Below are 23,610 nucleotides of genomic sequence, written 5' to 3'. Positions count from 1 at the left end.
GTGATTAGTTTTGGCTTGTCGAGAAACCAGCTTTTATTATACGGGGTTTAATCGACTCCGTAAACAAAGCGGCTGATTTTTTTCAGCCGCTTTTCACTATTCTTATTTTATACTTATTCTGTTTGTTCGCCAAGATAAATTCTAATTGTTGAACCTTCTTTTAATTTCACTCCTGCATCAGGAGCTTGTTTTATGACTTTATCCCCCTTACCGGCCATGTCTATCTTAAGGTCCAGAAGTTGGGTTTGTAACTCTTTTTTGCTCATTCCAACAACATTTGGTACCTCGATCATCACCGGATCGGTCCAGACTTTTTCTTTTTCAATCTGGTTTTTCCTCGGTTTGACACCCATCGCCCTTAGTGAATCCTCCATGATGTTCCCAACAATCGGGGCAGCGACCACACCACCAAATTGAACGGTCCCTTTCGGATTATCCACAGCGATATACACGACGATTTGGGGATCATCCGCTGGGGCGACACCAATAAATGAGAGTATATAATTATTGTCTAAATATCTCCCGTTCTCGGCTTTTTGGGCTGTTCCTGTTTTCCCCCCGACCCGATACGATTCCACGAAAGCTCCCTTACCGCTTCCTTTTGCCACAACGGATTCAAGTGCTTCCCGAACTTTCTTCGAGGTTTCTTCGGAAATCACCTTTTTTTTTGCCTGTGGGGTTTTCCGCATGACCACTTCCCCCGTTTTCGGGTCGACCAATTCTTTTGCAATATAAGGGGTATATAGTGTCCCTCCATTCACAGCTGCCGATACAGCCGTGACCTGCTGGATGGGCGTGACGGCAACACCTTGTCCAAAAGCCGTGGTTGCCTGTTCAACGGGACCAACACGATCCATATTGAACATGATCCCCCTACCTTCCCCAGATAAATCAATGCCCGTTTTTTGACCGAAACCAAAATCATTTATATATTGGAACAATTTATCTTTACCAAGCCGGTTCCCTAGCTCAACGAAACCCGGGTTGCATGAGTTTTCTACGACTTCCAGAAAAGTTTGGTCACCATGACCTCCGCTTTTCCAGCAATGCAATGTAGAACCTGCAACCTCCACATGGCCGGGATCATAAAAATGGTCGTTTTGTAGATTCACCTTTCCTTCCTCTAGAGCAGCGGCAAGGGTGATGATTTTAAAAGTTGAACCTGGCTCATAAATGCTCCATACCGGCAAGTTACGGTTATATACTTCTGCAGGTACATCTTGGAATTTCGCTGGATCGAAGGTGGGCCTGCTTGACATGGCCAGTATTTCGCCCGTCTTCGGATCCATTGCAATGGCTATGAGTCCATCTGGATCATAAGTGGCCTCCGCATTATCCAGTTCCCGTTCCACAATGGTCTGAATTCGGCTATCAATCGTCAGTTTCAAATTATCTCCGTCTACTGGAGCCTTGAAATCATCCGCCATATTCTCAAGTCTTTTCCCTTTTGCATCCGAATAAAATTTCACAAACCCTCTTTCTCCATTAAGTTCCTTATCATACGATAGTTCGATTCCCATCAATCCCTGGTTATCCGAGCCTGTGAACCCCAGTACATGTGATAAGTACTCACCGAATGGGTAATGCCGCTTGGAGTCTTCCGCGATATATATACCTTTTATGCCGAGGGCCTTGATTTCCTTTGCCTTTTCATGAGAAATTTTCCTTCCCTCGGGAATCCTGGCGCTCATCGCCGGTTTGGTTAACCATTCAAAGGCTTTCTCCTTCGTGATATTCAATATGGAAGCTAGCTGTTCAGAGGTTTCACTTGGATTCTCTATTTGTCGTGGGATGACATATACTGTCGGTGCTGAGATGTTCGTTGCCAACTCGACTCCATTTCGATCCAATATTTCACCACGTTTGGCTTCAAAGGGGATATTCCTACTCCACGAATCCTTAGCTAAGCTTGTCAAATCATTTCCTAGATAAAACTGAACGATCCCTAGGCGAATGTCAATGATAAAAAAGACGACTAATCCTATTGCCAATGCGATTGCGAGCCGTTTTCGGACGGTAACATTTGAAACACGCAAAAACAGGCACCTCCATTTCATACATGCTCAATATATATGCTTGTCTACTTGGTGGTAGAATAAAAACATGCAAGAAAAAGAGTGACCCATATGAGCCACTCTTTTTCTTGCATGCTTATTTTACTCTACAGTCGTCTCTTTTGTTGGCGAATCCTTCGGTGGCTTTTCCGGCTGCCTTAATTCGACTTTGAAAGAGTCTCCTTCTTTAACCTTTGTGCCACCTTTAGGACTCTGTTTACCCACATATCCTGTGCCTGACGTATTCAGATTAAGCTTGGCAATGCTAGCTACCTTCATAACATCACGCAGTGACCAACCAGCCATGTCCGGAACCTTCATTGCCCCTTCAGAACGGAGAATAATTTTTTCCCCTTGAAGAAGGGAACTACCCGATTTAGGGGATTGGTCGAGAACTTTCCGTCCCGTTCCGATTACTTCCACTTCATATCCTAACTCCTCGAGTTCTTTAACGGACGAATTAATAGGTTGATCCGTATAGTCTTCAATCTTGTTAGTTTCCTGCTTTTTCAAATCGGATGGCTTTATGTTTAAATACATGAGGCTGTTTTGCATGACCGGGTTAAATATTTCAGAAAGAGGATCAGCTCCTACATAGGAAACACCTAATTTCGGTTGTTTGACAGCCACATATACGACAAGTTGCGGGTCATCGGCTGGAGCCATTCCCAAGAAGGAAAAGAAATAGTTGTCCTTACCTTCAAGATATCGACCAGTCGGCCCAGGAATCTGCGCAGTCCCCGTTTTTCCGGCTACGTCATACCCATCGATCGCGTACTTCTTGCCCGTTCCTTTTTTTGCCGAGACGACCGTTTCTAAATATTCACGAACTTGTTTTGCCGTCTCTGCCGAAATCGGTTCCCCCGCCACTTTCGGTTTGGTCGTTTTCAACACTTTTCCGGTATCTTGATTGGAAATACTTTTAATGACATAGGGTTGCATCATCTTTCCGTCATTAGCTACCGCTGAAGCCGCTTGTATCTGTTGGATTGGTGTGACCGTTGTCCCTTGCCCAAACGCGGTAGTGACTTTTTCCATTTTATACTTATATTGAATCTTGCCTGTAATCTCATTCGGCAGATCTATTCCCGTCTTTTTATCAAAGCCAAACTTCGTCAAATAGTCGCGGAATGTATCCGCACCTATTTTATCCATGGCTAAGGTTGCAAAAGCGACATTGGAAGACCGTTGAACCCCTTCAAGAAAGGACATGGTCTTGCCTGGCTCGATCCCGCTATGGTCGCCTATGGAACCTGTTGCAGCCTTGTATCTACCTGTTGTAAAACTATCGTTGGGATTAAAGACCCCTTCTTCTACAGCCGCTGCTAGAGTAAATGTTTTAAAGGTGGATCCGGGTTCATAGGTTTCTTCAATGGCCAGGTTGCGCCAAGTATCCGTAAGCCCTTCCTTCGTCGTCGGATGGAATGTCGGCCTTTGGCCCATCGCCAATATTTCGCCTGTTTTAGGATTGGAAACGATGGCGATGATTTGTTCCGGTTTATATTTCCCCTGGACTTTATTCATGGAATCTTCCAGGAATGTTTGTATTTTCTTATCGATTGTGAGCGAAACATTATTCCCATTATGGGGAGCTGATACCTTTTCCTCCGCCCCTGGCAAGATCAATCCCCAAAAGTCACTTTCATAGGTCAGCTTTCCATCCGTTTCCTGCAATTCTTTATTAAGGTACTTTTCGATACCGAATTTCCCTGTCATCTCTTCTGTTTCTTCATCCTTTTCTACATATCCAATCAAATGAGAAGCAAAGACCCCATTTGGATAGAAGCGTTTGTTCGTTCTTCCAAACGTGATTCCTGGCAACTCTAATTTTTCGATTTTCTGTTTGGTGTCCTGCGTCAAGTCTTTTCCAGCACTCCCAAACTCCACTTGATACGCCCCTTTTTTTGATAGGCGTTCATAAATGGCCTGTTCATCCATATCTATATATTTAGCAAGCTTACTCGCGGTCATTTCTGGGTCTTTCACCCGTTCGCTTTCTTTTTCGCTCAAGATGGCACGTAAGATATAGGAGGAAGTATCCACAGCGATGACGTCTCCCTTAGTATCTAGAATACTGCCACGTTTCGCTTCAATAACCTGCTCTTTCTCATATTTCTTATCGATTTTTGAAGCAAGTACCTCTCCCCCGGCTGTACCCGTCACACCAATATATAAAAAGCGGCAGATTAATACAAAGAAGAGCAGGCTGAATACGAAGAATAATCCAGCTGCTCCAAGCTTCATATTTTTTTGTTTCTGCATCAGTTCTGCACAACCTTCACGTTATTATCATCCAATCCAAGGCCTAATTTGGCAGCGATTGCCCAAATGCGCTCATATCTACTAAGTTCGTCGACCTGCACCATTAAATCATCATTCAATTTACCTTGTTCTTCAATGGTCGCTTCAACCTGTTGGATTTCTTTATTCGTTTCATAAATGGCAGCTTGATTGGAAACTATCTTCACACACGCAAAGGTAATCATGATAGCAATGGCGCATAGTAATAACACTTCACCAATCGATATTTTCGCTTTACGGATGACAACAGTTTGCTGGGATTGTTGCTGTTGATCTTCATATTGCTTTTCTTGTATTTTTTTTGCTATGGCACTCATTCATGCTCCCCCTTACTGTTTTTTTCTGTAGTTTACTGTTTTTCGGCAATCCTTAATTTCGCCGAGCGTGATCGGTTATTACCTTCCAGCTCTTCTTCCGAAGGTAAAATCGGTTTTCTTGTAATTAATTTCAGAGTCGGTTTGAATTCATCAGGGATGATCGGTAGGCCATGCGGAAGATCTGGTAGGGCGCTGGCTTTTTTAAATACCGTCTTACATATCCGATCTTCCAATGAATGGAAAGTGATGACAGATATTCTTCCCTCGGGATTCAACATGGATATCGCTTGTTCAAGGGAATCCTCAAATACGCCCAATTCATCATTTACAGCGATTCTGATTGCCTGGAATACTCGTTTCGCAGGGTGTCCACCTTTACGTCGGGCCGGGGCAGGAATTCCTTCTTTAATTAATTCCACTAACTCAAATGTCGTTTCAATCGGTTTTATTTCACGGGCCGCTTCTATTTTCCGGGCAATTTGCTTGGAGAATTTCTCTTCCCCATACTGGAAGAAAATCCTGAGCAAGTCATGGTAAGACCATGAATTCACCACATCATAAGCTGAAGTCGCCGCACTTTGATCCATCCTCATATCCAGTGGAGCATCGTGATTGTAGCTGAATCCACGTTCAGGTGTATCTAGTTGTGGAGAGGACACACCTAAATCATAAAGGATCCCATCTACCTTATTGACTCCACGAGCATTCAACTCTTCTTGAAGATATTTAAAATTATTAGGAACAAGTACGACACGGTCCCCATAGCTTTCTAATTTAGCTTTAGCATTCTGAATCGCCGTTTCATCCTGATCAAAAGCATACAATCTGCCTTTGTCAGAGAGCTGTGACAGCAAGTATTCGCTGTGACCTGCTCCTCCTAAAGTACAATCTACATAAATTCCATCAGGTTTGATGTTCAAGCCATCAACCGTCTCTTTTAATAACACTGTTGTATGTTGAAACATGTTAGACATCCTTCCAATCGGTAATTGAGTCACTCTATTCGAGGGCAGCCTTAAATTTCAAAGCCAATCATATTTTCTGCTATCTCAGCGAAAGAATCCTCTGAAGCTGAAAAATAGTTTTCCCAAAGGGATTTGCTCCAAATCTCAATTCGATTGGTAACACCAAGAATTACACATTCTTTTTCCAATTGGCCATATGAAGTAAGCGGAGTGGGAATATTAATTCGCCCTTGCTTATCAATTTCGCATTCTGTTGCAGCGGAAAAGAAAAAACGGGTAAAGGCACGAGCGTCTTTTTTGGTTATGGGCAGGGCTTTCAGCTTCTCTTCCAATAGCTTCCACTCATTCATAGGATAACCAAATAGGCATTGATCGAGTCCGCGGGTAAGCACAAATTGTTCCCCTAGGTTGTCCCTGAATTTCACCGGGACAATCAGACGGCCTTTTATATCGATGTTATGATGGTACTCTCCCATGAACATACCCACTACCCCCACATTCTAATCTCAATGTACCACATTCCCCCACCTTTCTCCACTTGTTTTTACTTTCGCCTTTATTGTAAAAATCCCCTTCTTTTACATAGAAGTTTATTTAGCCAATATTCTTATCGAAAACCTCTCTTCTTCTCGAATGGGCACAAACTAAGAGAGTGTTCCTCTTTTCCTGTCGAAAGTTTTCGGAAAACAAAAAGAAGACAGGCGAATCACCTGTCTTTAATCTTCTTTATATCCTCCACTTTTCTCCACCGCGGAGACCTTACAAGTAAATCAGTTTATGCTGGTTATTAAACTGATAGTCCAGTTTCATGATTTCCTTTATAAAATCGGGTCCATATTGATTCAAGTAATAAAAAACATTCCAGGTTCTCTCTTGGGGAGATTCCAAAGGATACAGCGAATTGGCGATACGTTCATATTTTTTCAAGACGAACGAGTGACGTTCTTTCGTCCTTTCCCCAATCTTACCGTTCATGAATGCCAATTGTTTCTGGATGAATTCTATATTTTTATTTAGAATCGGTTCAAGCCCCTTATCCAATGAAACAGCATGCATCGATAACTTTTGATGGTTCTCTTCAAGTTGGGATTTCATCGTTTGGAATAAGTGATCGACCGTTTCATCTTTCACAGAATCGAGATAACGCTGTACGGTTTTTGCCGTCCCTTCGGTCAGCACTGTCTTCAACGTTATTTCCGTTTCATCTAAGTCCGTCTGGATACCCCGCTCAACGATTGTTATATTCAATCTTGGGATGATGGGTGGCATCTTCATAGCAAATAGTTCAAATGCTCGTTTCAATTCTGCCCAATAGGCAATTTCACCCGGTCCAGAAATGAAGGCTAGAACGGGAAAGAGCATTTCCTGCATGAGTGGGCGCGTAACGACATTATTACTTAATTGCTCTGGATGGGTTTTCGCCATTTGCAAGAGTTCCTGCTCCGAGAAAGAGAGCTCACCATTTCTGGCAGTGAACCTGCCCTCCGACCGTTTAAGTAGGCAGCGATCTTTTTTTGCAGTATCGTAATAAAACAGATTGGCTGGCTGTTCTCCCATTTCAATCATTTTGGAATAACCTTGTTCTTGCATGAAAGTTTGTTGCTTTCCAACCTCTTCCGCAATCTTTTCGCTTTTTCCTATCAACGACTCAAAAAAGCCTGTTTCTAATTTTCTAAGGGCTGGATCACCTGCGTCAACAAGCAAGAGGCCATATTCTTGGAACCATTCGTGAATCAAACGAGCAAAAAAGTCGACGAATGTATTCGATTGCTTAACGGTTTCCTTCATATCAATAAGGAGTTTATTCGTAAAGGCGGTTTCCCCATATGTTTCAATGATTTCTTCGAACCATTGCTCCATCTTTTTTTCATCGATTTCTATATCTGTGATCATGGTCTTGAAAGGCTGATAAGAAGGATAAGATTTTTTATCCGGTTTACCATTTTTCATGACATACACATGGTTGACCTCAGCTAGGTCATGATCTTCACCAGCTATCCAAAACACAGGAATGACCGGTTTTCCCAGTGACTTCCTTTGTTCTAGTGCAAGCTTAATGATTGAAATCACTTTATGTATCGTATAAAGGGGACCAGACAACAAGCCCGCCTGCTGTCCTCCAACGACAACGACCGAATCATCACGTCGTAATTCTTCAATGTTTTTATTAACAGCCTCACTGCTTGAAAAACGAGACATATATGTCTGTATGTAATTCGATAATGCTTCTCGTGAAAAAGTCCTGTTCATCAGCTCTTGATATCTATTGCGATAGATGTCCGGGTTGGACAAGTCATAGTGAAAATAATCTTCCGTTTCAAGCTCGCCCTGTAAATAGTCCGATGCGAAACGGTTTAATGATGGTAACGCGAGATCTTTCATCTCCATGTATGTTCTCCCTTTCTCTGCAACTACAATTCTTTTTAGAGTATAACATTCTGTTTTAAGAAAACAAAAAATGTTGCCCAGGAGCAGAAAATTGATGCTTTGCCATTCATTATGCAGTAAAGATTCTAGTAATTCTCGTAATAAATCCTATAGAAAATAAAAGAAGGTACGCGCAAAAAAAGAATGCGAAGTTCACTCTCCAAAATCCTTTCAATACTTTTTGAAAAATGATTTCTCCTTTAACTTGATAATGGACAAGAACAACAACGAATGCATTGGCTATCATGATGAGCATGATCACCCAAAAAATATGTATGTCCCAAATTGTCACTATTAAATAATGGACCGATAATACAAAAAACAAAGTACTCATATCCATGGCAAATTGAACGGAACGCTTATGGTTCCTTGTGAATTGCTTGGCACTAATAAAAAATATGACATAACCTATAAATGGAAGTGTAATGAAAATCGCGGCAAGACTTGAAACAAAGTTTGGCATACCCTCATCCCCCTTGGAACTCTTTTCCTTTGATCATTGCATAAAGAGAAGACGTTAAACATGCCTTTTTCTCTTTTCGTATTGCCTCCGAAATGATATAACCTAAGATTGCGTCGATTTCCGTTTTTCTTCCAAGTTCAATATCTTTCAGCATGGAAGATCTATTTTCTGAGGTCTTCGAACACACGGATTTTACGTGGTTAAAAGATTCCTCTGCATCTGGTAATTCCAGTACAGACGATATTTCAGCAAATAGTTCCTGGAATAATCGGTAATAAAACGGATTACTGATCAAACGCCCATTTTCCACTTCCAATAACGCGGTCAGAGGGTTGATTACAGCGTTAACGATTAACTTATCCATTAGCATGGCATGGTAGTCCTCACACTTACGGAATGGAAAATAGTCGTTGTTCGCATCCAGAAAAGGAAGTACATTCAAGTTCCCCCTGAAAGACGCAACTCTGGTTATACCAAACCCGGTATGTTCCACTGTATTCGGGTCGAGCTTCAACGCCCCATGTTCCACCACACCAACACAAACGGTCGCTGACTTCAACTCCTTTAAATAAGAAATGTGCCCATAGCCGTTCTGCAAAAACAACAAAGGTACATCCATCCCCTCGATCACTGGCAGGACTTGCGGTATATGATACTGTTTAACCGCGACTAGGATTATCTCTTCTCCCCTTATTCCACTTTCGATTGCGTTGGATGTTATATTTCTTTTCCTGGTCACTCCATTCACGATGCAACGGAGACCCTCACTATTAATACATGATGCCTGTTCCTCTGTACGTGTATAAATCGTTACAATGTGCCTCTCACTTAAATAAGAGGCGAATAACAACCCGACGGAGCCGCCTCCAATTACGCCGATTTTCATATTACCCTTCCTAACTTTTCTCATATACTGACTATTTTAACACATTTTCTTTTTTCGCTACCTTGCTTTTTCCATATCAAGGTGGACCACCAAATGCTACAAACAAATCGTTATCACATTTCCGTCTTTCAACAGCTAATCGCACAAAAACATAGAGAAGTATAAATACGCCAGCCATGGGTATAACTCCTTCTTCACGAGCTAAATTAATGGTATATTATATATGAAAAGTCGTGGATTCCTTAAAGTTTTTAAACATGAACGAATGATACCTATCTTTATTCTTTGATGATCGATATAAAGAAAAGGAAAGGGATAATGATCAAACGGCTTGTTAGACTCGATTTAGTGAGGAAAGGTTTTAAATGGTGACTGTAGTTAGGGTTACTTGTTGATTTAAAAGCATGACGGGAGTAGTTTATCAGAATGAGGGGGAGTTTTATATGGAATACAAGGTGGAACGGTTACTTGTGAATTTTAAGACGCTTGAGGAGTTCAAGAAGTTCAAGGAATATGGGATGCAAGAATTATCCATGCTCGATGATTTAGAGGGAAATATCATTGAGAACGACAGTCAATCGCCTTTCTACGGCATCTTTTATGGTGACATGTTGGTTGCTAGAATGAGCCTATACAAAAAAGATGCTAAATTCGACCGATATTTTGATAAAACAAAAGACTTTCTTGTCCTCTGGAAGCTCGAAGTTCTTCCCAACTACCAAAACAAAGGATACGGCAAAGCTTTAGTCGACTTCGCCAAAAGCTTTAATATGCCAATCAAAACGAATTCCAGGGTACACTCCCAAGCGTTCTGGGAAAAGATGGGCTTCTCTCCCGCATCCTATGAAATGGATCGTGACTACGGAGAAAATCCTTTGATTTGGACCCCCATTGAAAAACAAGATGAAATCATAGATACGCAAGAATAAATGAAAAATGCGGGCGGATTTTTTCCACCCGCATTTTTCATTTATTTACCCTTTCCAAGTTACCGTTCTTATCCATTTGAAAACTCACCTTTGGATTTAACTTTTCATCTTCTAGGACACTGAGTTTTCTAGCCCGCTCCATAATTTGCATGAGAGCCCGATAATCTTCTTCCACTACTCTTAAATTATCCCGTAATAACTCATTCTCTTCCCGAAGCCTTTCATTTTCCTGTTCAAGATTATAAGAATGCCGGGCATTCCTTTCCATTTCTTCCCTATCAATTTTAAAGGTTTCATCCACCTTCGTTAAATATGAAATAACGTCTTGGAGAGGAGTAGATTGCGATGATGGCAATTCCCTTTTCCACTCCGCTGCTACCTCTTGTTCGTTCGGGACTTCTTCATTCTCAACAGCTTCCCCTTCGAAACCATTATCCCGCATGGCCTGTTCTTTTCTCTGCTTTTTAGCCAACTCAATACCTGACTTATATTGCTTTCTGACAAAAGAATTCCAACGAAAACCGCAGGCTGCAGACGTTCTTGTTAACTGTTTCCCCACTTCTTCAAATGCCTTCAGCTGCGTACTGCCTTCCCTAATATGCCTTAGCACCACTTCAGCCAACAATAAATCCTCGTCCTGTGTCCATGCATCTTGTCTCGCAATCGTCATCTCTCTACCTCCAAGCAAGTTTTACTTCATGATATGCACTTGATAGGAAAGATAGACGGAATATAGAAGCGATAAAGATTTATTTTTTTTTATTTAAAAAACGGCTGACTGCGTCATGATGGGCTTCCGTTGCCCATAGTTTGGAACATTCACGGATTTCCGCATCCATTCTTTCTTTCAGGCCTCCATCTTCCCATTTCTTAACCAGTATTTTTTTATAAGCCATTAAAACCCCGAGTTCATGGCGTAGGAAATGTTGGGGAAATCCTTCCCAGTCTTCCATATCAATTATCTCGTCTATGAAACCAAATTCCTTTGCATCCTCGGAGCTATGTACTTTAGCATCAAGCAGTAACTTCATCACTTTTTGTTCCGGAAGTTTTTCAAACAAGAGTGACGCTGCCCCCCAGCCTGTTGTTATCCCTAGCGTTCCCTGAACAAACCCTAACTTTATTCCCTTTTTCGCCAATCTGAAATCACAAGCCGTGGCAATTTCACACCCGCCTCCGATAGCGCTTCCGTTGAGTAGGGCAATTGTAGGTTTCGGAAAGATCGCCAGTTCATACAGGATTTTCCCCATCCTCGATAGCATGGAAAAAGCCTCTTCCTCTGTATAAAGATTTTGAAATTCACTTAAATCGCCCCCCGAGCAGAAAGCCTGTGAGCCCTCTCCCGTCAAGAGTAATACTTTGACATCCTTATCACTAGCCGCTTGTGATAAAGCTATTCCTAGTTCATCCATCAACTGAAAATTAACCGCATTTCTTTTCTCAGGTCTATTAAATGAAATCTTCAAGTATCCTTTTGCATTCTTTTCAACGATTAATGTGTTATACACGTGAACACCTTCTCCATGTCTCTATTTATTCTAAATATTCAATTAAATTAATTTGTAAAAAAAGCGCAGAGATTTATCTCTGCGCTTTGATTAGCGTGTTGCATAATCAAGAAAGCAATGCTTTCGAGTAGGTCAAGAAATTATTTTGCGACAACTTCTTTTCCTTTATATGTTCCACATTCTTTACACACGTGATGTGAAAGAGTCATTCCACCACAGCTCGGGCATTCTACCATACCAGGTACTTGAAGCTTGAAGTGCGTACGACGTTTTCTTTTTGCAGTTTTCGACGTTCTTCTAAAAGGTACAGCCATTATTCCCACCTCCTTAAAAAATATAAAAAAGCTGGAAAAATCGGATTAGCGATTTTTCGTTCCAATTAAGATTCTTTATTGTTGTCAAAAAAGTCGGCAAGCTTTGCAAATCTAGGATCAACCTTATGTTTAGTTTCTTCTTCAGAAATAACAGCCCAGTCTTTCCCGGATTGAGGAGCAGCTTCATTAGGATCGACATCCTCACAAAAAACCTGCATCGGAATTTCTAGCAATAAATTTTCTTTAATTACCGGTATAAGATCTACAACATCGCCTTCCACCACAGTAACGTCTTCTCCGTAGAAATGATCGCCATCTGCTTTTAAAAGAAAGGTTTCCTTTGTATCAATATCAATCGGATATTTCACGTCTACCAGTGTACGGGAACAAGGTAATGTTAATTCACCTGTAAGATGTAAGTGAAAAGTAATCTCGGTCGAGTTGATATCAGCTCTTCCTGTTACTCTAATTGGAGAAACGTCGCGTATTTGCTTGTCTCTTTCCTTAATGTCTAAGACATCCACCAATTCATCTAACTGCAAATTTTTGTCCCGAATTTTTTGAAGTTGACTAATTGTCCATTTCATATGAAATCACCTCAAGGCAACAAAAATAATTATAGCTTTCAATTATAAGTTTGTCAATATTTTTTCTTTACACTATAATGTAGTCATCCTAACTGATTTGCCAAGTTTAAAATCATTTCAAACAAAAAATCAGGACGAAACATTCTAGTTCTCTTACTTGAAATACTATTTTAGCACTAAGTTGGAAAAATACAAAGTTTTTCTCTGAGGTGATTGAATGAAATCTTGCGGTTTAGTAGTCGAATATAATCCATTTCATAATGGCCATGCACTCCATGCCAGAGAAAGCAGACAAAAGACAGAGTCGGATATAGTAGTTGCTGTGATGAGCGGACCGTTTTTACAGCGAGGTGAACCGGCGCTTGTCAGTAAGTGGTCACGAACGGAAATGGCCCTACTGGGTGGCATTGACCTTGTCATTGAACTTCCCTATTCCTTTGCTGTCCAAAAAGCGGAACTATTCGCGAAAGGTTCCATATCCCTTCTCGAATATTTGGGCTGTGACTCCTTCTGTTTCGGCAGTGAAGATGGCCGAATCGAACCCTTCATCGAGGCCCATGGCATTCTATCTGAAAATGCCGAAACATATAACGAAACTCTTAAATCTTTGATGGAAAAGGGAAACAGTTACCCTGCAAGTGCATCAAAGGCATTCCAAGCGATAAGCAAGAACACGGAGATGTTGGATTTAACAAAGCCAAATAATATCCTTGGTAAAGAGTATGTTAGTACGGCCCTATCCAATGGATTCTCGATTGAACCCTATACGATACAACGGGTGGCCGCTGGCTACCATGATGTCCAGCTATCTTCAAGCCCCATCGCGAGCGCAACAGGGATCCGCAAGGCGCTACTAGAACAAAAACAGGAATTAGAGGCAGTGGGGACTTATATCCCCCCTTCAACCTTGCATGGGCTTCAACATTACCTAGCCACCTATCATGCTTTACATGAATGGAATATGTATTGGCCTTTATTGAAGTATCGGATTCTCGCATCCTCCCTGACAGAGTTGGCCGACATCTATGAAATAGAGGAAGGAATCGAGTATCGGATGAAGGAAATGGCAAAGGAAGCTATGAACTTTCATGACTTCATGACCGCCATGAAAACAAAACGCTATACCTGGACCCGAATTCAACGGATGTGTGTCCATATTTTGACCCATACGTTAAAAGAAGATATGATTCATGCCGAGCAACCTTCTTATATCAGGTTGCTTGGGATGAATCGTAGGGGGCAAGCTCACCTTCGAAAAGTAAAAAAAGAGTTGCCGGTCCCGCTCATATCCAGGCTTTCAGCCTATCAAGATCATCATATCGATACGGACATGCGAGCTGCACAGGTATATGCAATGGGGCTACGCGAACCTTATCAAACGGCGCTAATGAAGAGGGAGTTTGAAGCTCCAATCATAAAAACCAATTCGTTGGACACATGAAAGGCAGATCCTCTCCCTATCACACAAAAAAGCGCAAAACAGTTAGACTGCTTGCGCTTTTTTTCATTTTTTCGTTTCCTTGATCTTGGATAAATACTCTAATGCGTCATCAAAACTATCCACGGGGATGATTTTCATTTTCGTTTTAATGTCCTTCGCTGCTATCATCGCCTCTTCATAGTTCGACCCTGACGCGCCGTTTTCATTAGGGGCAAAAAAGATTTCGGCTCCGGAATTATCAGCTGCGACAATCTTCTGCTGGATTCCGCCGATTGGACCAACCGTCCCATCATCCGTTATGGTTCCTGTCCCCGCTATATCGTAGCCTTTTGTAATATCCCCCTCTGTTAATTGGTTGTAAATTTCAAGGGAGAACATCAATCCAGCTGAGGGCCCACCAATTTGATCCGTATCGATCGTAACGGTCGGCTTCGTGATAACCTTACGATAATCATCAAGGGAGATGCCTATTCCTACCCTACTGGAATCATCCTTGAATGTTTTTAAAGGAATCGTGACCTTTTTCTCTTCACCTTCCCTTTTAAACACCAAATCAATCTCGTCTCCAGCTTTCTTACCATTGATATAGTCCATGAACTCTTGGGCTGACTTGAATCTCACACGATCGACTTGTATAATCTGATCTCCCGCCTTCAATTCCTTCGCTGCCGGCATTTCTTCGAGTACATCCAGAACATATACACCTAAGTATTGATAATCTACCTCTTTGCCCGCTTTATCATAAGCAATCTTAATTGCGTTATTTTTAGACCCGTCCATTAAATGCAACTGCCTGACATTATATTCTTCGTCTGTTTCATCTTGACTACGAATCGAGGTCTCCGGATAAATTTCCTGGTACTTACTCCACTTAGCTAATAAATAGGAGTAAATATTCGCCTTCCCCATCCTTACGGTAGTCAACATGAAGCTCCCTTGCTCTTCGTCCGCACCCGATACTTGAATAATCGGCTCCAATTCTTTAGCCATTCCTGGTTTCGTCACATAATATGGGAGAGAATATAGCGCCGAGGCTATAAGGAGTATAGCGGCCACCAGGATAGTGCGTACAAACATTTTACGATTCATCTACATAAGACTCCTTCCAAGCACTGATACTTTGCTTAATCTGATCTACCTTATCCCTAGCAGCATCTTCTCCAATACTAATTATTTCCTGTATATTTGTAAATGCCTTTGAACTGTATTTTTCCACTCTTGGTCGGATCATGACATCCGAGGCAACTACTCTACTTTCGACCAATTCCATTTGCAAGATGTCGAGACTCTGCATGATAACGTCATATATCGAATTTATTTCTACGTCCTGTTTCACATGTGCAACATCCACAGCAATGATAATATCCGCTCCCATTTCCTTTACGACCGAAACCGGGACCCTATCAATTACCCCTCCATCGACAAGGAGTCGATCTCCAATTTTCTCAGGAACGAAAATTCCCGGGACCGAGATACTGGCTCTTACCGCAGGGGCTAGCGGTCCTTCACGAAATACGACCTTTTCCCCCGTCCTGATATCCGTGGCAACAACAGCCACCGGTATATCCAAATCTTCAAGATTCTTGCCGTATGTGAAAACCCGGATTAAATCCTTCGTTCGTTTACCTGAAATAAAGCCCATTTTTGGTATCGTAAAATCCAAGTAATATTTACGTTTAAATGCTCGCGAAAGTGTATAAAGCCTCTCAATATCTGAACCCGCGCCATAAAAGGTAGCCACCATCGCTCCCATACTGCTTCCGGCGATCATATCTATTGGAATGCCTTCTTTTTGCAACACCTTAATTACTCCAATATGTGCAAAACCTCTCGCTCCCCCCGACCCGAGTGCTAACCCGATCTTTGGATGCGGCATAAAAATCTCCCCTCACTATAAAAGTTCAATTCTTTTCAAAATCGTACTCATACAAAGTTATGGTCTTAAACAGTTTTATAGAAGCATATTGTTTATATTGACAGTAAAACAAGCCAAACAACAGAAGATTCAGATAACTTTCCGAAGCATATAGCCTTTCACTGTATCTATTATCTACATTTTATCATGTTTTACCAGTAGACCCTACGCTATTCGTAACCCTTTTAGGAGGAGGCTCAGAACTTGCTTAAATCAAAATCTAAAACAATAGTATTAGCCATCACGGTTACCATGATGGCAGTTGGCTTAGTCATCTTCCCCCAGGAATCCTTTGACGCTTCTAAAGGTGGATTAAATATGTGGTGGAAAATTGTTTTTCCCTCCCTCCTTCCTTTCTTGATTTTTTCGGAGTTATTAATTAGCTTTGGCGTAGTCAAGTTCATCGGTGTGATACTCGAACCTTTCATGCGACCCTTATTCCGCGTACCCGGTGTTGGAGGGTTTGTATGGGCTATGGGGCTTGCATCAGGTTTTCCGGCAGGAGCCAAATTCACGGTAAGGCTCCGTCAAGAGAAACAAGTCAGCCAAATTGAAGCGGAAAGACTCGTTTGCTTCACTAATTCATCCAACCCTCTGTTCCTATTCGTTGCAGTTGCCGTAGGATTTTTCCACAATCCCCACTTGGGCATCATCCTGGCACTTGCCCATTATTTAGGCAATCTGTGTGTAGGGATTTTGATGCGCTTTTATCGGAGAAAAGAGGAAAAGGGGAAACTCCAGCCCAAAAGCACAGCTAAACTGCCTTCCATCAGACAAGCCTTTAGTCAAATGCACCGCACACGCTTAAAAGAAACCCGGCCGTTTGGAACGTTGCTTGGTGATGCCGTTCTATCCTCCATTCAAACGCTCCTTATGATAGGTGGATTCATCATCCTATTTTCTGTTGTCAATCGACTTTTATTTCATATGAATATAACCAGCCTGCTTGCGACAGGAATCGGAGGGATATTGCATCTCATGAAATTTCCCGATTCTTTAAGCCTTCCATTCATCTCAGGCATGTTTGAAATGACTCTTGGATCTAAATTAACCAGCAAGATAGAAAATGCGAGCCTCCTGCAACAGACAATCATGACTAGTTTCATCCTTGCTTTCAATGGATTTAGCATTCAAGCCCAAGTGGCCAGTATCATCGCAACGACCGATATTCGTTTTATGCCATTTTTCCTGGCCAGAATTGCACATGGCTTCTTTGCCGCCATTTTTACCGTTATACTCTGGGAACCCTTCTATAGAGGCACTGATTACAATGGAAATGTAATTAATGATTTCCCGGTCAATGGATTTACAGGAGAACGTGCACATTCTCTTTACCAATACATGTTGGATTTTGGTCCGCTTCTCACACTCGCTTTTCTCATGATTTACATCATCTTATTCGCTAAACGTCTCATCAGCGACTTTCATAAATAAAAAAGAGCACAGTCCACAAAGCGGGCCATGCTCTCTTTCCTATGCTTTTTGTTCTTCGTACTTTTGTGTCAAAGCTTTCTGAACAACAGGCGGTACTAATTCTGTTATATCCCCACCATATTTCGCGACCTCTTTTACGATACTGGAACTTAAGAATGAATATTGATTTTTCGTCATGATGAAAAATGACTCAATATTGTTGTTCAAAAATCTATTCATCGAGGTTCCTTGCATCTCATATTCAAAATCTGAAGTCGCCCTCAAGCCCCTGATAATTGCATTGGCGGAAACGCTTTCAGCATAATCGACCGTCAATCCCTGGTAGGAATCCACCTTAACATTCGGCATATGAGCCGTTGCTTCAGTGATTAACTTCAATCTCTCTTCTACAGTAAACAGTGAATGTTTTGCTGAATTGTTCACAACAACTACATAGACCTCATCAAATACGTTAGCTCCCCTTTGAATGATATCAAGATGGCCAAAAGTAATCGGATCAAAACTTCCCGGACAAATCGCTATTTTCGACATTCATCGTTCCCCCTATTCGTGTACGTTCCCCCACTGATAAATCGTTACCGCAATACTCCCATATACTTCTTTTCTCTTGATTGTAAAGTCGCCAATTTGTTCTGGCAACGAAACATCATCGCCATGCTCACAAACAATATACCCCATATCGCTGAGCAAGCGGTTTTTATGTATCTCTTCCAATAAATCCACGAGCTTTTGCTTTTTATAAGGTGGATCAAGAAAAATCAAATCAAAGATCATTTCTCTTTTCACCAACGCCTTTAAAGCACGTTCTGAATCATTTTTATAAACCTCAGCACAGTCCGTGAATTTACATAATTCCAAGTTCGCCTTGACAGTTTGGTTAGCTTTAAAATCGCGGTCTACAAAGATAGCTCGATCCATCCCCCTGCTCAAGGACTCGATTCCCAATCCACCACTGCCGGCAAACAAGTCTAAAACAATCCCGCCCTCAAAATAAGGACCAATCATGTTAAAAATGGATTCCTTGACTTTATCCGTAGTCGGCCGGGTTCCTGTACCCGGTACAGCCTTAAGTGGTCTTCCTTTGCAACTTCCGGAAACGACCCTCATCATTCTCACCACATTTTATGACAAATTTCTGTTACTTTCCTATCCTAACATATTAGAAATTACTAGCCAATAACAAAAGCCAAATACACCCGTTTAAGCGAGAACAATTTAAATACATTCCCCCTTTAAATAAAAAGGGCATATCCTCCTCATTAAAATCTCTAATAGTTTGAATAGATAAGCTGATTTTGGTCATAATGAAAATAACAACATGACTTATTAAGTGTTGTTGCCAACCGCGGAGAAGGCTTACGTTTCCCCATAAGTCTTCCTCCGGTTTCTCCTCTCCCTTTGCCTTCTGGTCCTTAATTAGACATAGAAGGACCCTGCATGAAAGTGCAGGGTTTTTTTTATGAAACTGCCGTTATCATGGGCTTTTAGAACCGATTCAGCTTTAAGTTGGCTCTTCTCTTTTACGGGATAAAATGATAAAGTAATGAAAGATAAGTTAGTGAGGAGAGGTTTAATTGATTCAACGTTTTATAGAACTTGGACAAGGTTATTCAGATATATATGAACTGATCGAGGTAGGGCGCAATCAGCAACACCGTGTAGCTAGGATGCTGGCCATGCATACTACGCTTGATGATAAAAAGGTAACTTCATTGGTTATCGTCATGCAACCAACAGATCCGGGAAAATTCCAACCTCTATATATTTGCCGTGAGGGGATCCCAAACCCTCATTTTACCGCCAATAAACGATATCAACTATTTGAAGATCTGGCTAAAGAACTAGACAGACCAATTATAGAAATAGATGTGAAGTCTTCAAAACTTTTCGCCGAAATAGAATTGTACTATCAGCACTTGATAGGTATTTTGCGTATGAATAGATACCTACCGCCATTGGGCTGAAGAGATGAAAAAAAGTGCTGACTCCTCGAGTCAGCACTTTTTAGATACCCATTTTATAATCGTATTCCTTAGCCTTATCCGGTTTAGAATTTTCGAATTCCATTTTAAGGAAAGGTTTATAAGAAAGATCAACCTTTTTGACAAAGGAGTAATTATTCAGCTTTTCAACCAATGGTTCAACTTCATCCATGTTCGTATAAAGGACGACATATTTCAGCTTCTTTGAAACGTAATGGATATTTCCAAACTTCCTAAGCATTTTGGCTTGTTTTAATGTATGTAAATAGACGATAATTCCTTGTCTTGCTCCAAGCATATCAATAACTCCCTTTTATAAAGGCTTTAACTAATTTTAGCATAGCAGAATCCTTTCTTTCAACCAAGAAAAATGATTATAAACAAAATTCTCTTACTATTATGAATCATTTCGGGGTCATGAGTAAAAGGGGATAAAAACCATTGAGTGACTAAGAAGTAATGATTGTCCAGACTGTATCTTGCTCGTGAGTGAAATGAACATTTGCCGAAAAAAAAAGCCTGGTGAAATGTCCAGGCTTTCATCATCTTATGCAGAACAACCACAGCTTCCACCTGTTCCGCAACTTCCTGAAGAGCAGCCGCCTGAAGATACGAAAAATGGATTTCCTGCAGGTGTTTTCACTTGTTCCGAAACAGCATGGCCGATTAAGCCACTAATTTCATCTAGGATACTCTGCAATTCCGTTTCTGCCATCTTGAACTCAGCAATGGTAGGGTGCATATCCATATCCCGTTTTGCCTCTCGGGTCTCCATATTGATGCGCTTATAGTCCGGATGATACTTACCGAACCTTTGTACATCTTCAAAAAGATCCTTTAGAGAAGTAAACTTGGAGATTTTTGTTTGCGCCTCTTTATCGCTTTGTAATTTATATAAACTAAGAAGATAATTTTCCCCTATATCAGAATGAAGGATCGTTTCTGCTAATCCGTCTGCATGTTGTAAAATATCAACAATTTCCATAGTAGCAAGCATAAATAAGCTCACCTCCACCATCATTTTACCATTTATTCTTTTCATATGCCATTGCTATGATTACATAGTGGACGTGATATGTACTTCGATCTCTTTATTCAGACCCGTTTTTTGACCCGAGTCATTCAATATCTCCAGCCTGATCTTATGCGCGCCATGTGGAATATCTTTTAGGATAAAGGCTGCCGTATGCTTATTGATTCTCTTTTTATCATCTAAAAGGACAGAAACAGTGGCCAACTGTTTTGAAGTATCTCCTGAAAAACTATAGTCGTTCAGGTAACATTCCACATATACAGAGTTTCCTTTGACAAAAGTCTTCACTTGAAAATCCTCATCCATCGTTTGGGCGCTTTGTACAGTGGTGGCAGCCTTAAGGTCAGAAACACTAGCAGCCGAGACATTTTTGGGTTCAGGGATTTTCTTTCCACAACCTGTTGCTGCCATCAGCACTGTTAGAACTATAATCATTCTCTTCATGACATCGTCCCCCTTTTGTCAATATTATTTGCCAAAAGGAGTAATTTACTCTTTTTTTCTTCATTCGCTTGGTACATTCATCGCTTGGAACATATGGAGCATCATCGAAGCAACCTGAACACTATCGGAGAATTTAGAGATTCGATGGGGAATTGATTTTTCAAAAAAGTACTTTGCTTCTGTTTCAAATTTATCCAACTCATGGGGATTACGCATTAACCTTTTATACCAAGCAGGCTGAATCCTTAAATACTTTTTCATATCCTCATTAGTCTGGATGAAGTCATACACATTTTGACGCATGGAATCCTTCCTCCCTCCCGCTACTTAATCCTTGTTAAATAAAAATGGATTACTTCTCTGCTCAGGTGCTTTTGGCGGAGGAGTGGAGTCCCCGCCCGATTTATTTCCCTGGAAAGCCGATAGCACACCTTGAATGGCTCCAATTGCTTGGTTGGCACTTGAAATATATTGTTGTATTTGTCCGATATCCATGTTTTTAACGGCACTCATAACCGTACCCAGTAACTCAGAGCTCTGCTCTCCCTTTTCTGTGGCGGTTACCACCGGTTCAGTCTTTCCTACAGAAGCTTGCACACTGTCCTCAGCCTGCCAGCGTGGATGATCTTCACCGAGTAGGTACCATTCTTCAAAAAGCTCCTGCCATGTTGCTTGCTTATTTCTCACTTCATTCACTAAATATGGATGCACCTTGACAAACTCCCTAAATCCATCAATGGAGGGGCGTTTTTTTTTTGCCATTACTCTTCACCTCACACTAAGACATCGCCTATTTTACGATATGCCTCTATGTATGAAAAAGTGCATGGATCTTATTCATTCATCCGGCTACATATAGTATAATATTGGAAAAAAGGATGTTTTTTTATGAGTATAGAAGCACTTGTCGAGGATTTCAAGAACTTGGCAATCACGGCCGATGAAGCAGATCTACGCGTATTATCAGGAATCATCTCCAGCCTGAAGGAGAAAAGAAAAAATGAAAAATACTCCTATATCTCCAATCTCCTTAAGCTTAACAAACAGGTTAGCCACGACGGCACATCTCTTTCGATGGTGATGCCTATCACCCCTTTATCCCATAATGAATTGAACATCACTCACGGAGGAATCATCGCCACACTAATTGACTCAGCAATGGGCACTCTTGCCGGCTCGACAGTCCCAAAGGGTTATGCTACTTTGACAACGGACATTCAGGTACGATATGTAAAACCTGCTATCGGTGAACAGTTGACTTGTACGTGTAACATTATGCATACAGGCAATAAAACCATCATTCTTGAAGGAAAGGTTTATCGAGATGACGGATTACTTTGTGCCGTTTCCACTGGTAGTTTTTTCATCGTGAATATGAAAGGACAATAAAACGGATCCCAGAAGGATCCGTTTTATTTCTTCGCAATAAAGTTCTGTGTGTAATACTTTTTATAAACCCCTACACCTAAATCGGTAAACTCTTCACTCAACATCGTTTCCCGATGACCCTCGCTATTCAGCCAGCCTTCCATAACAGCCGCTGCGTCCACATAATTTGCTGCAATATTTTCGCCTGCCGCACTATACTGGATATTCCCCGCTTTTAATCGGTCAGCTAAATCCCCTTTGGTTTCAGAGACTTGTGTTTCTTCCTGAGTGCCTTTCATCTCTTGGCTATTAAGGTAAGCAATCTTTGCAATTGAATCATTCCAATTTAATGGCTTCAAATCAAACCTACTACGCATGATATTCGCAATATCAAATATTTGCCGTTCATTCCCTACTCTCACATTAGTCCATTCCTCTTCGGAAAGATCCTTAACAGGCACTAGCGAACCATGATAGGTCAGCTCATATGGCTGCTGTTTTAAAAGAGTGGAATCATCCAAAAACCGGACACTCGAAACGGTTCCAGAAAACTTATCTAAATACAACTGAACATGAATATCCCCAAGTTCTATCAATGGTCTCATATTCATATCCTCTTCAGACAATTCGAAACGGTAGACGCTATCGCCAGCCTCTATATCAACCGTTGGTTCTATATATAAGCTAGAATAGATAGCATCAATGGATTGGCCGATTTTAAAAGGGGAAATATTCACATTGTCCCCGATTCCGTATGCAGAAACGACTTTCCCATTTTCCATGGCCAATTGAAAATAGTCATTATAATCTTTATTATATATCCACCAATCATATCCATATGCGGACATATCAATTCGATCCGGTTCACCGAATTCCTTTTTGACCTCTTTTATATTCTTCCCAATTGTAATCGCTAATCCTTCTTTAGCCATTACTTCATCTTTCTCCATATGCGGATTCTTTTCATTTATCGTATCGTTAGGATTAACATCTTTGTTTCCATCTATGAGAGGATTCAGCTTTTCCTCCAGACCGATATTCGTATAAATGCCGATTATGAAAAAAACAATACTTAACAGCAACACCTTTCCGAACCTGCGCAGAGGACACACCCTCTCTCTATGCTTATGTATCTAATACTAGCTTTCTTTCCTGATTATAACATTGTTCCATCATAATTTTCTATTTAACGATAGATTACATCATTTTTTAATTTTGCAAAAATGGAACTTTTGTGAATCA

At 41.1% G+C, this 23,610-nt stretch carries 27 protein-coding genes; 5 read left to right on the top strand and 22 right to left on the bottom strand.

Translation table 11 applies throughout. The annotated features are described in order from the left end of the window. Positions 1-113 precede the first annotated feature (113 nt). From ACQKIC_RS09540 to ACQKIC_RS09505, 8 genes are all read right to left on the bottom strand, one after another. Positions 114-2,036 (bottom strand): stage V sporulation protein D, encoded by a 1,923-nt coding sequence (locus ACQKIC_RS09540; protein WP_402868170.1) that lies wholly within the window; start codon positions 2,034-2,036, stop codon positions 114-116. A gap of 120 nt (positions 2,037-2,156) precedes the next feature. Further along, positions 2,157-4,316, bottom strand: coding sequence for a penicillin-binding protein (locus ACQKIC_RS09535; protein WP_402956196.1), 2,160 nt, complete (start codon positions 4,314-4,316; stop codon positions 2,157-2,159). Further along, a complete protein-coding gene (gene ftsL, locus ACQKIC_RS09530; protein WP_402868166.1) occupies positions 4,316-4,672 on the bottom strand; it encodes a cell division protein FtsL in 357 nt (118 codons plus the stop codon). Before ftsL ends, ACQKIC_RS09535 begins: the two co-directional genes overlap by 1 nt. A 32-nt stretch (positions 4,673-4,704) precedes the next feature. Beyond that, positions 4,705-5,637 carry a 16S rRNA (cytosine(1402)-N(4))-methyltransferase RsmH gene (rsmH, locus tag ACQKIC_RS09525; RefSeq protein WP_402956194.1) on the bottom strand — a complete coding sequence of 311 codons (933 nt, stop codon included), beginning with the start codon at positions 5,635-5,637 and terminating at the stop codon, positions 4,705-4,707. A gap of 50 nt (positions 5,638-5,687) precedes the next feature. Further along, positions 5,688-6,119, bottom strand: a complete 432-nt coding sequence (gene mraZ, locus ACQKIC_RS09520) for a division/cell wall cluster transcriptional repressor MraZ (RefSeq protein ID WP_402868162.1) — start codon at positions 6,117-6,119, stop codon at positions 5,688-5,690. A 277-nt stretch (positions 6,120-6,396) separates the two neighbouring features. Then, a complete protein-coding gene (bshC, locus tag ACQKIC_RS09515; protein WP_402868161.1) occupies positions 6,397-8,025 on the bottom strand; it encodes a bacillithiol biosynthesis cysteine-adding enzyme BshC in 1,629 nt (542 codons plus the stop codon). Positions 8,026-8,134: 109 nt separating this feature from the next. Continuing rightward, complete coding sequence (locus ACQKIC_RS09510; protein ID WP_402868159.1) at positions 8,135-8,527, bottom strand: DUF3397 domain-containing protein; 393 nt, start codon at positions 8,525-8,527, stop codon at positions 8,135-8,137. A 4-nt stretch (positions 8,528-8,531) separates the two neighbouring features. Next, positions 8,532-9,413, bottom strand: coding sequence for a 2-dehydropantoate 2-reductase (locus ACQKIC_RS09505; RefSeq protein WP_427591072.1), 882 nt, complete (start codon positions 9,411-9,413; stop codon positions 8,532-8,534). A 443-nt stretch (positions 9,414-9,856) separates the two neighbouring features. Between ACQKIC_RS09505 and ACQKIC_RS09500 the strand changes: the two genes are divergently transcribed. After that, on the top strand, positions 9,857-10,342 hold the full coding sequence (locus ACQKIC_RS09500) for an N-acetyltransferase (protein WP_402868156.1): 486 nt from the start codon (positions 9,857-9,859) through the stop codon (positions 10,340-10,342). Positions 10,343-10,379: 37 nt separating this feature from the next. On the opposite strand, the gene ACQKIC_RS09495 is transcribed toward ACQKIC_RS09500, so the two are convergent. The 4 genes from ACQKIC_RS09495 to ACQKIC_RS09480 all read right to left on the bottom strand — a co-directional run bounded on the left by ACQKIC_RS09495 (position 10,380) and on the right by ACQKIC_RS09480 (position 12,751). Continuing rightward, entirely contained in the window at positions 10,380-11,012 is a 633-nt protein-coding gene (locus ACQKIC_RS09495; protein ID WP_427591071.1) for an RsfA family transcriptional regulator, read from the bottom strand. Between the two features lie 79 nt (positions 11,013-11,091). Then, entirely contained in the window at positions 11,092-11,850 is a 759-nt protein-coding gene (locus ACQKIC_RS09490; RefSeq protein WP_427591070.1) for an enoyl-CoA hydratase/isomerase family protein, read from the bottom strand. Positions 11,851-11,990: 140 nt separating this feature from the next. Beyond that, positions 11,991-12,164: a 50S ribosomal protein L32 gene (gene rpmF / locus ACQKIC_RS09485; protein WP_402868151.1), complete on the bottom strand. Its 174-nt coding sequence runs from the start codon at positions 12,162-12,164 to the stop codon at positions 11,991-11,993. Positions 12,165-12,229: 65 nt separating this feature from the next. Next, positions 12,230-12,751: a YceD family protein gene (locus tag ACQKIC_RS09480; RefSeq protein WP_402868149.1), complete on the bottom strand. Its 522-nt coding sequence runs from the start codon at positions 12,749-12,751 to the stop codon at positions 12,230-12,232. A 217-nt stretch (positions 12,752-12,968) separates the two neighbouring features. Here ACQKIC_RS09480 and ACQKIC_RS09475 point away from each other — a divergent pair, with 217 nt between their 5' ends. Beyond that, positions 12,969-14,192 carry a nucleotidyltransferase gene (locus ACQKIC_RS09475; RefSeq protein ID WP_427591069.1) on the top strand — a complete coding sequence of 408 codons (1,224 nt, stop codon included), beginning with the start codon at positions 12,969-12,971 and terminating at the stop codon, positions 14,190-14,192. Positions 14,193-14,255: 63 nt separating this feature from the next. Here ACQKIC_RS09475 and ACQKIC_RS09470 read toward each other — a convergent pair whose 3' ends face one another. Further along, a complete protein-coding gene (locus tag ACQKIC_RS09470) occupies positions 14,256-15,281 on the bottom strand; it encodes a SepM family pheromone-processing serine protease (protein ID WP_402868146.1) in 1,026 nt (341 codons plus the stop codon). After that, on the bottom strand, positions 15,271-16,068 hold the full coding sequence (locus tag ACQKIC_RS09465) for a patatin-like phospholipase family protein (RefSeq protein WP_402956184.1): 798 nt from the start codon (positions 16,066-16,068) through the stop codon (positions 15,271-15,273). The genes ACQKIC_RS09470 and ACQKIC_RS09465 overlap by 11 nt, the downstream gene beginning before the upstream one ends. A 243-nt stretch (positions 16,069-16,311) precedes the next feature. Here ACQKIC_RS09465 and ylbJ point away from each other — a divergent pair, with 243 nt between their 5' ends. Beyond that, a complete protein-coding gene (gene ylbJ, locus ACQKIC_RS09460; protein ID WP_427591068.1) occupies positions 16,312-17,541 on the top strand; it encodes a sporulation integral membrane protein YlbJ in 1,230 nt (409 codons plus the stop codon). A 39-nt stretch (positions 17,542-17,580) separates the two neighbouring features. On the opposite strand, the gene coaD is transcribed toward ylbJ, so the two are convergent. After that, the gene (gene coaD / locus ACQKIC_RS09455; RefSeq protein ID WP_402868140.1) at positions 17,581-18,072 is read right to left on the bottom strand and encodes a pantetheine-phosphate adenylyltransferase; all 492 of its coding nucleotides are present in this window, start codon (positions 18,070-18,072) and stop codon (positions 17,581-17,583) included. A gap of 12 nt (positions 18,073-18,084) precedes the next feature. Further along, complete coding sequence (gene rsmD / locus ACQKIC_RS09450; RefSeq protein ID WP_402868565.1) at positions 18,085-18,648, bottom strand: 16S rRNA (guanine(966)-N(2))-methyltransferase RsmD; 564 nt, start codon at positions 18,646-18,648, stop codon at positions 18,085-18,087. 467 nt (positions 18,649-19,115) lie between these two features. Here rsmD and ACQKIC_RS09445 point away from each other — a divergent pair, with 467 nt between their 5' ends. Continuing rightward, on the top strand, positions 19,116-19,505 hold the full coding sequence (locus ACQKIC_RS09445) for a DUF7147 family protein (protein WP_402868138.1): 390 nt from the start codon (positions 19,116-19,118) through the stop codon (positions 19,503-19,505). Positions 19,506-19,545: 40 nt separating this feature from the next. On the opposite strand, the gene ACQKIC_RS09440 is transcribed toward ACQKIC_RS09445, so the two are convergent. From ACQKIC_RS09440 to ACQKIC_RS09420, 5 genes are all read right to left on the bottom strand, one after another. Next, positions 19,546-19,821: a YlbG family protein gene (locus tag ACQKIC_RS09440; RefSeq protein WP_402868136.1), complete on the bottom strand. Its 276-nt coding sequence runs from the start codon at positions 19,819-19,821 to the stop codon at positions 19,546-19,548. A gap of 249 nt (positions 19,822-20,070) precedes the next feature. Beyond that, the gene (locus tag ACQKIC_RS09435) at positions 20,071-20,520 is read right to left on the bottom strand and encodes a YlbF family regulator (RefSeq protein ID WP_402868134.1); all 450 of its coding nucleotides are present in this window, start codon (positions 20,518-20,520) and stop codon (positions 20,071-20,073) included. 60 nt (positions 20,521-20,580) lie between these two features. Beyond that, on the bottom strand, positions 20,581-21,000 hold the full coding sequence (locus ACQKIC_RS09430) for a hypothetical protein (protein WP_402987771.1): 420 nt from the start codon (positions 20,998-21,000) through the stop codon (positions 20,581-20,583). A gap of 60 nt (positions 21,001-21,060) precedes the next feature. Beyond that, positions 21,061-21,303, bottom strand: coding sequence for a YlbE-like family protein (locus tag ACQKIC_RS09425; RefSeq protein WP_402868130.1), 243 nt, complete (start codon positions 21,301-21,303; stop codon positions 21,061-21,063). Positions 21,304-21,327: 24 nt separating this feature from the next. Then, a complete protein-coding gene (locus tag ACQKIC_RS09420; RefSeq protein WP_402868128.1) occupies positions 21,328-21,762 on the bottom strand; it encodes a YlbD family protein in 435 nt (144 codons plus the stop codon). A 126-nt stretch (positions 21,763-21,888) separates the two neighbouring features. Here ACQKIC_RS09420 and ACQKIC_RS09415 point away from each other — a divergent pair, with 126 nt between their 5' ends. Next, entirely contained in the window at positions 21,889-22,389 is a 501-nt protein-coding gene (locus ACQKIC_RS09415; RefSeq protein WP_402987768.1) for a PaaI family thioesterase, read from the top strand. A gap of 23 nt (positions 22,390-22,412) precedes the next feature. On the opposite strand, the gene ACQKIC_RS09410 is transcribed toward ACQKIC_RS09415, so the two are convergent. Next, complete coding sequence (locus ACQKIC_RS09410) at positions 22,413-23,453, bottom strand: CAP domain-containing protein (RefSeq protein ID WP_402956176.1); 1,041 nt, start codon at positions 23,451-23,453, stop codon at positions 22,413-22,415. Between the last annotated feature and the right edge of the window lie 157 nt (positions 23,454-23,610).

The organism is Peribacillus sp. NPDC046944 (assembly GCF_050272735.1).
Lineage (GTDB): Bacteria > Bacillota > Bacilli > Bacillales > DSM-1321 > Peribacillus.
Note: the sequence above shows the minus strand (reverse complement) of the source record. Positions and strands in the feature narration are given on the sequence as shown.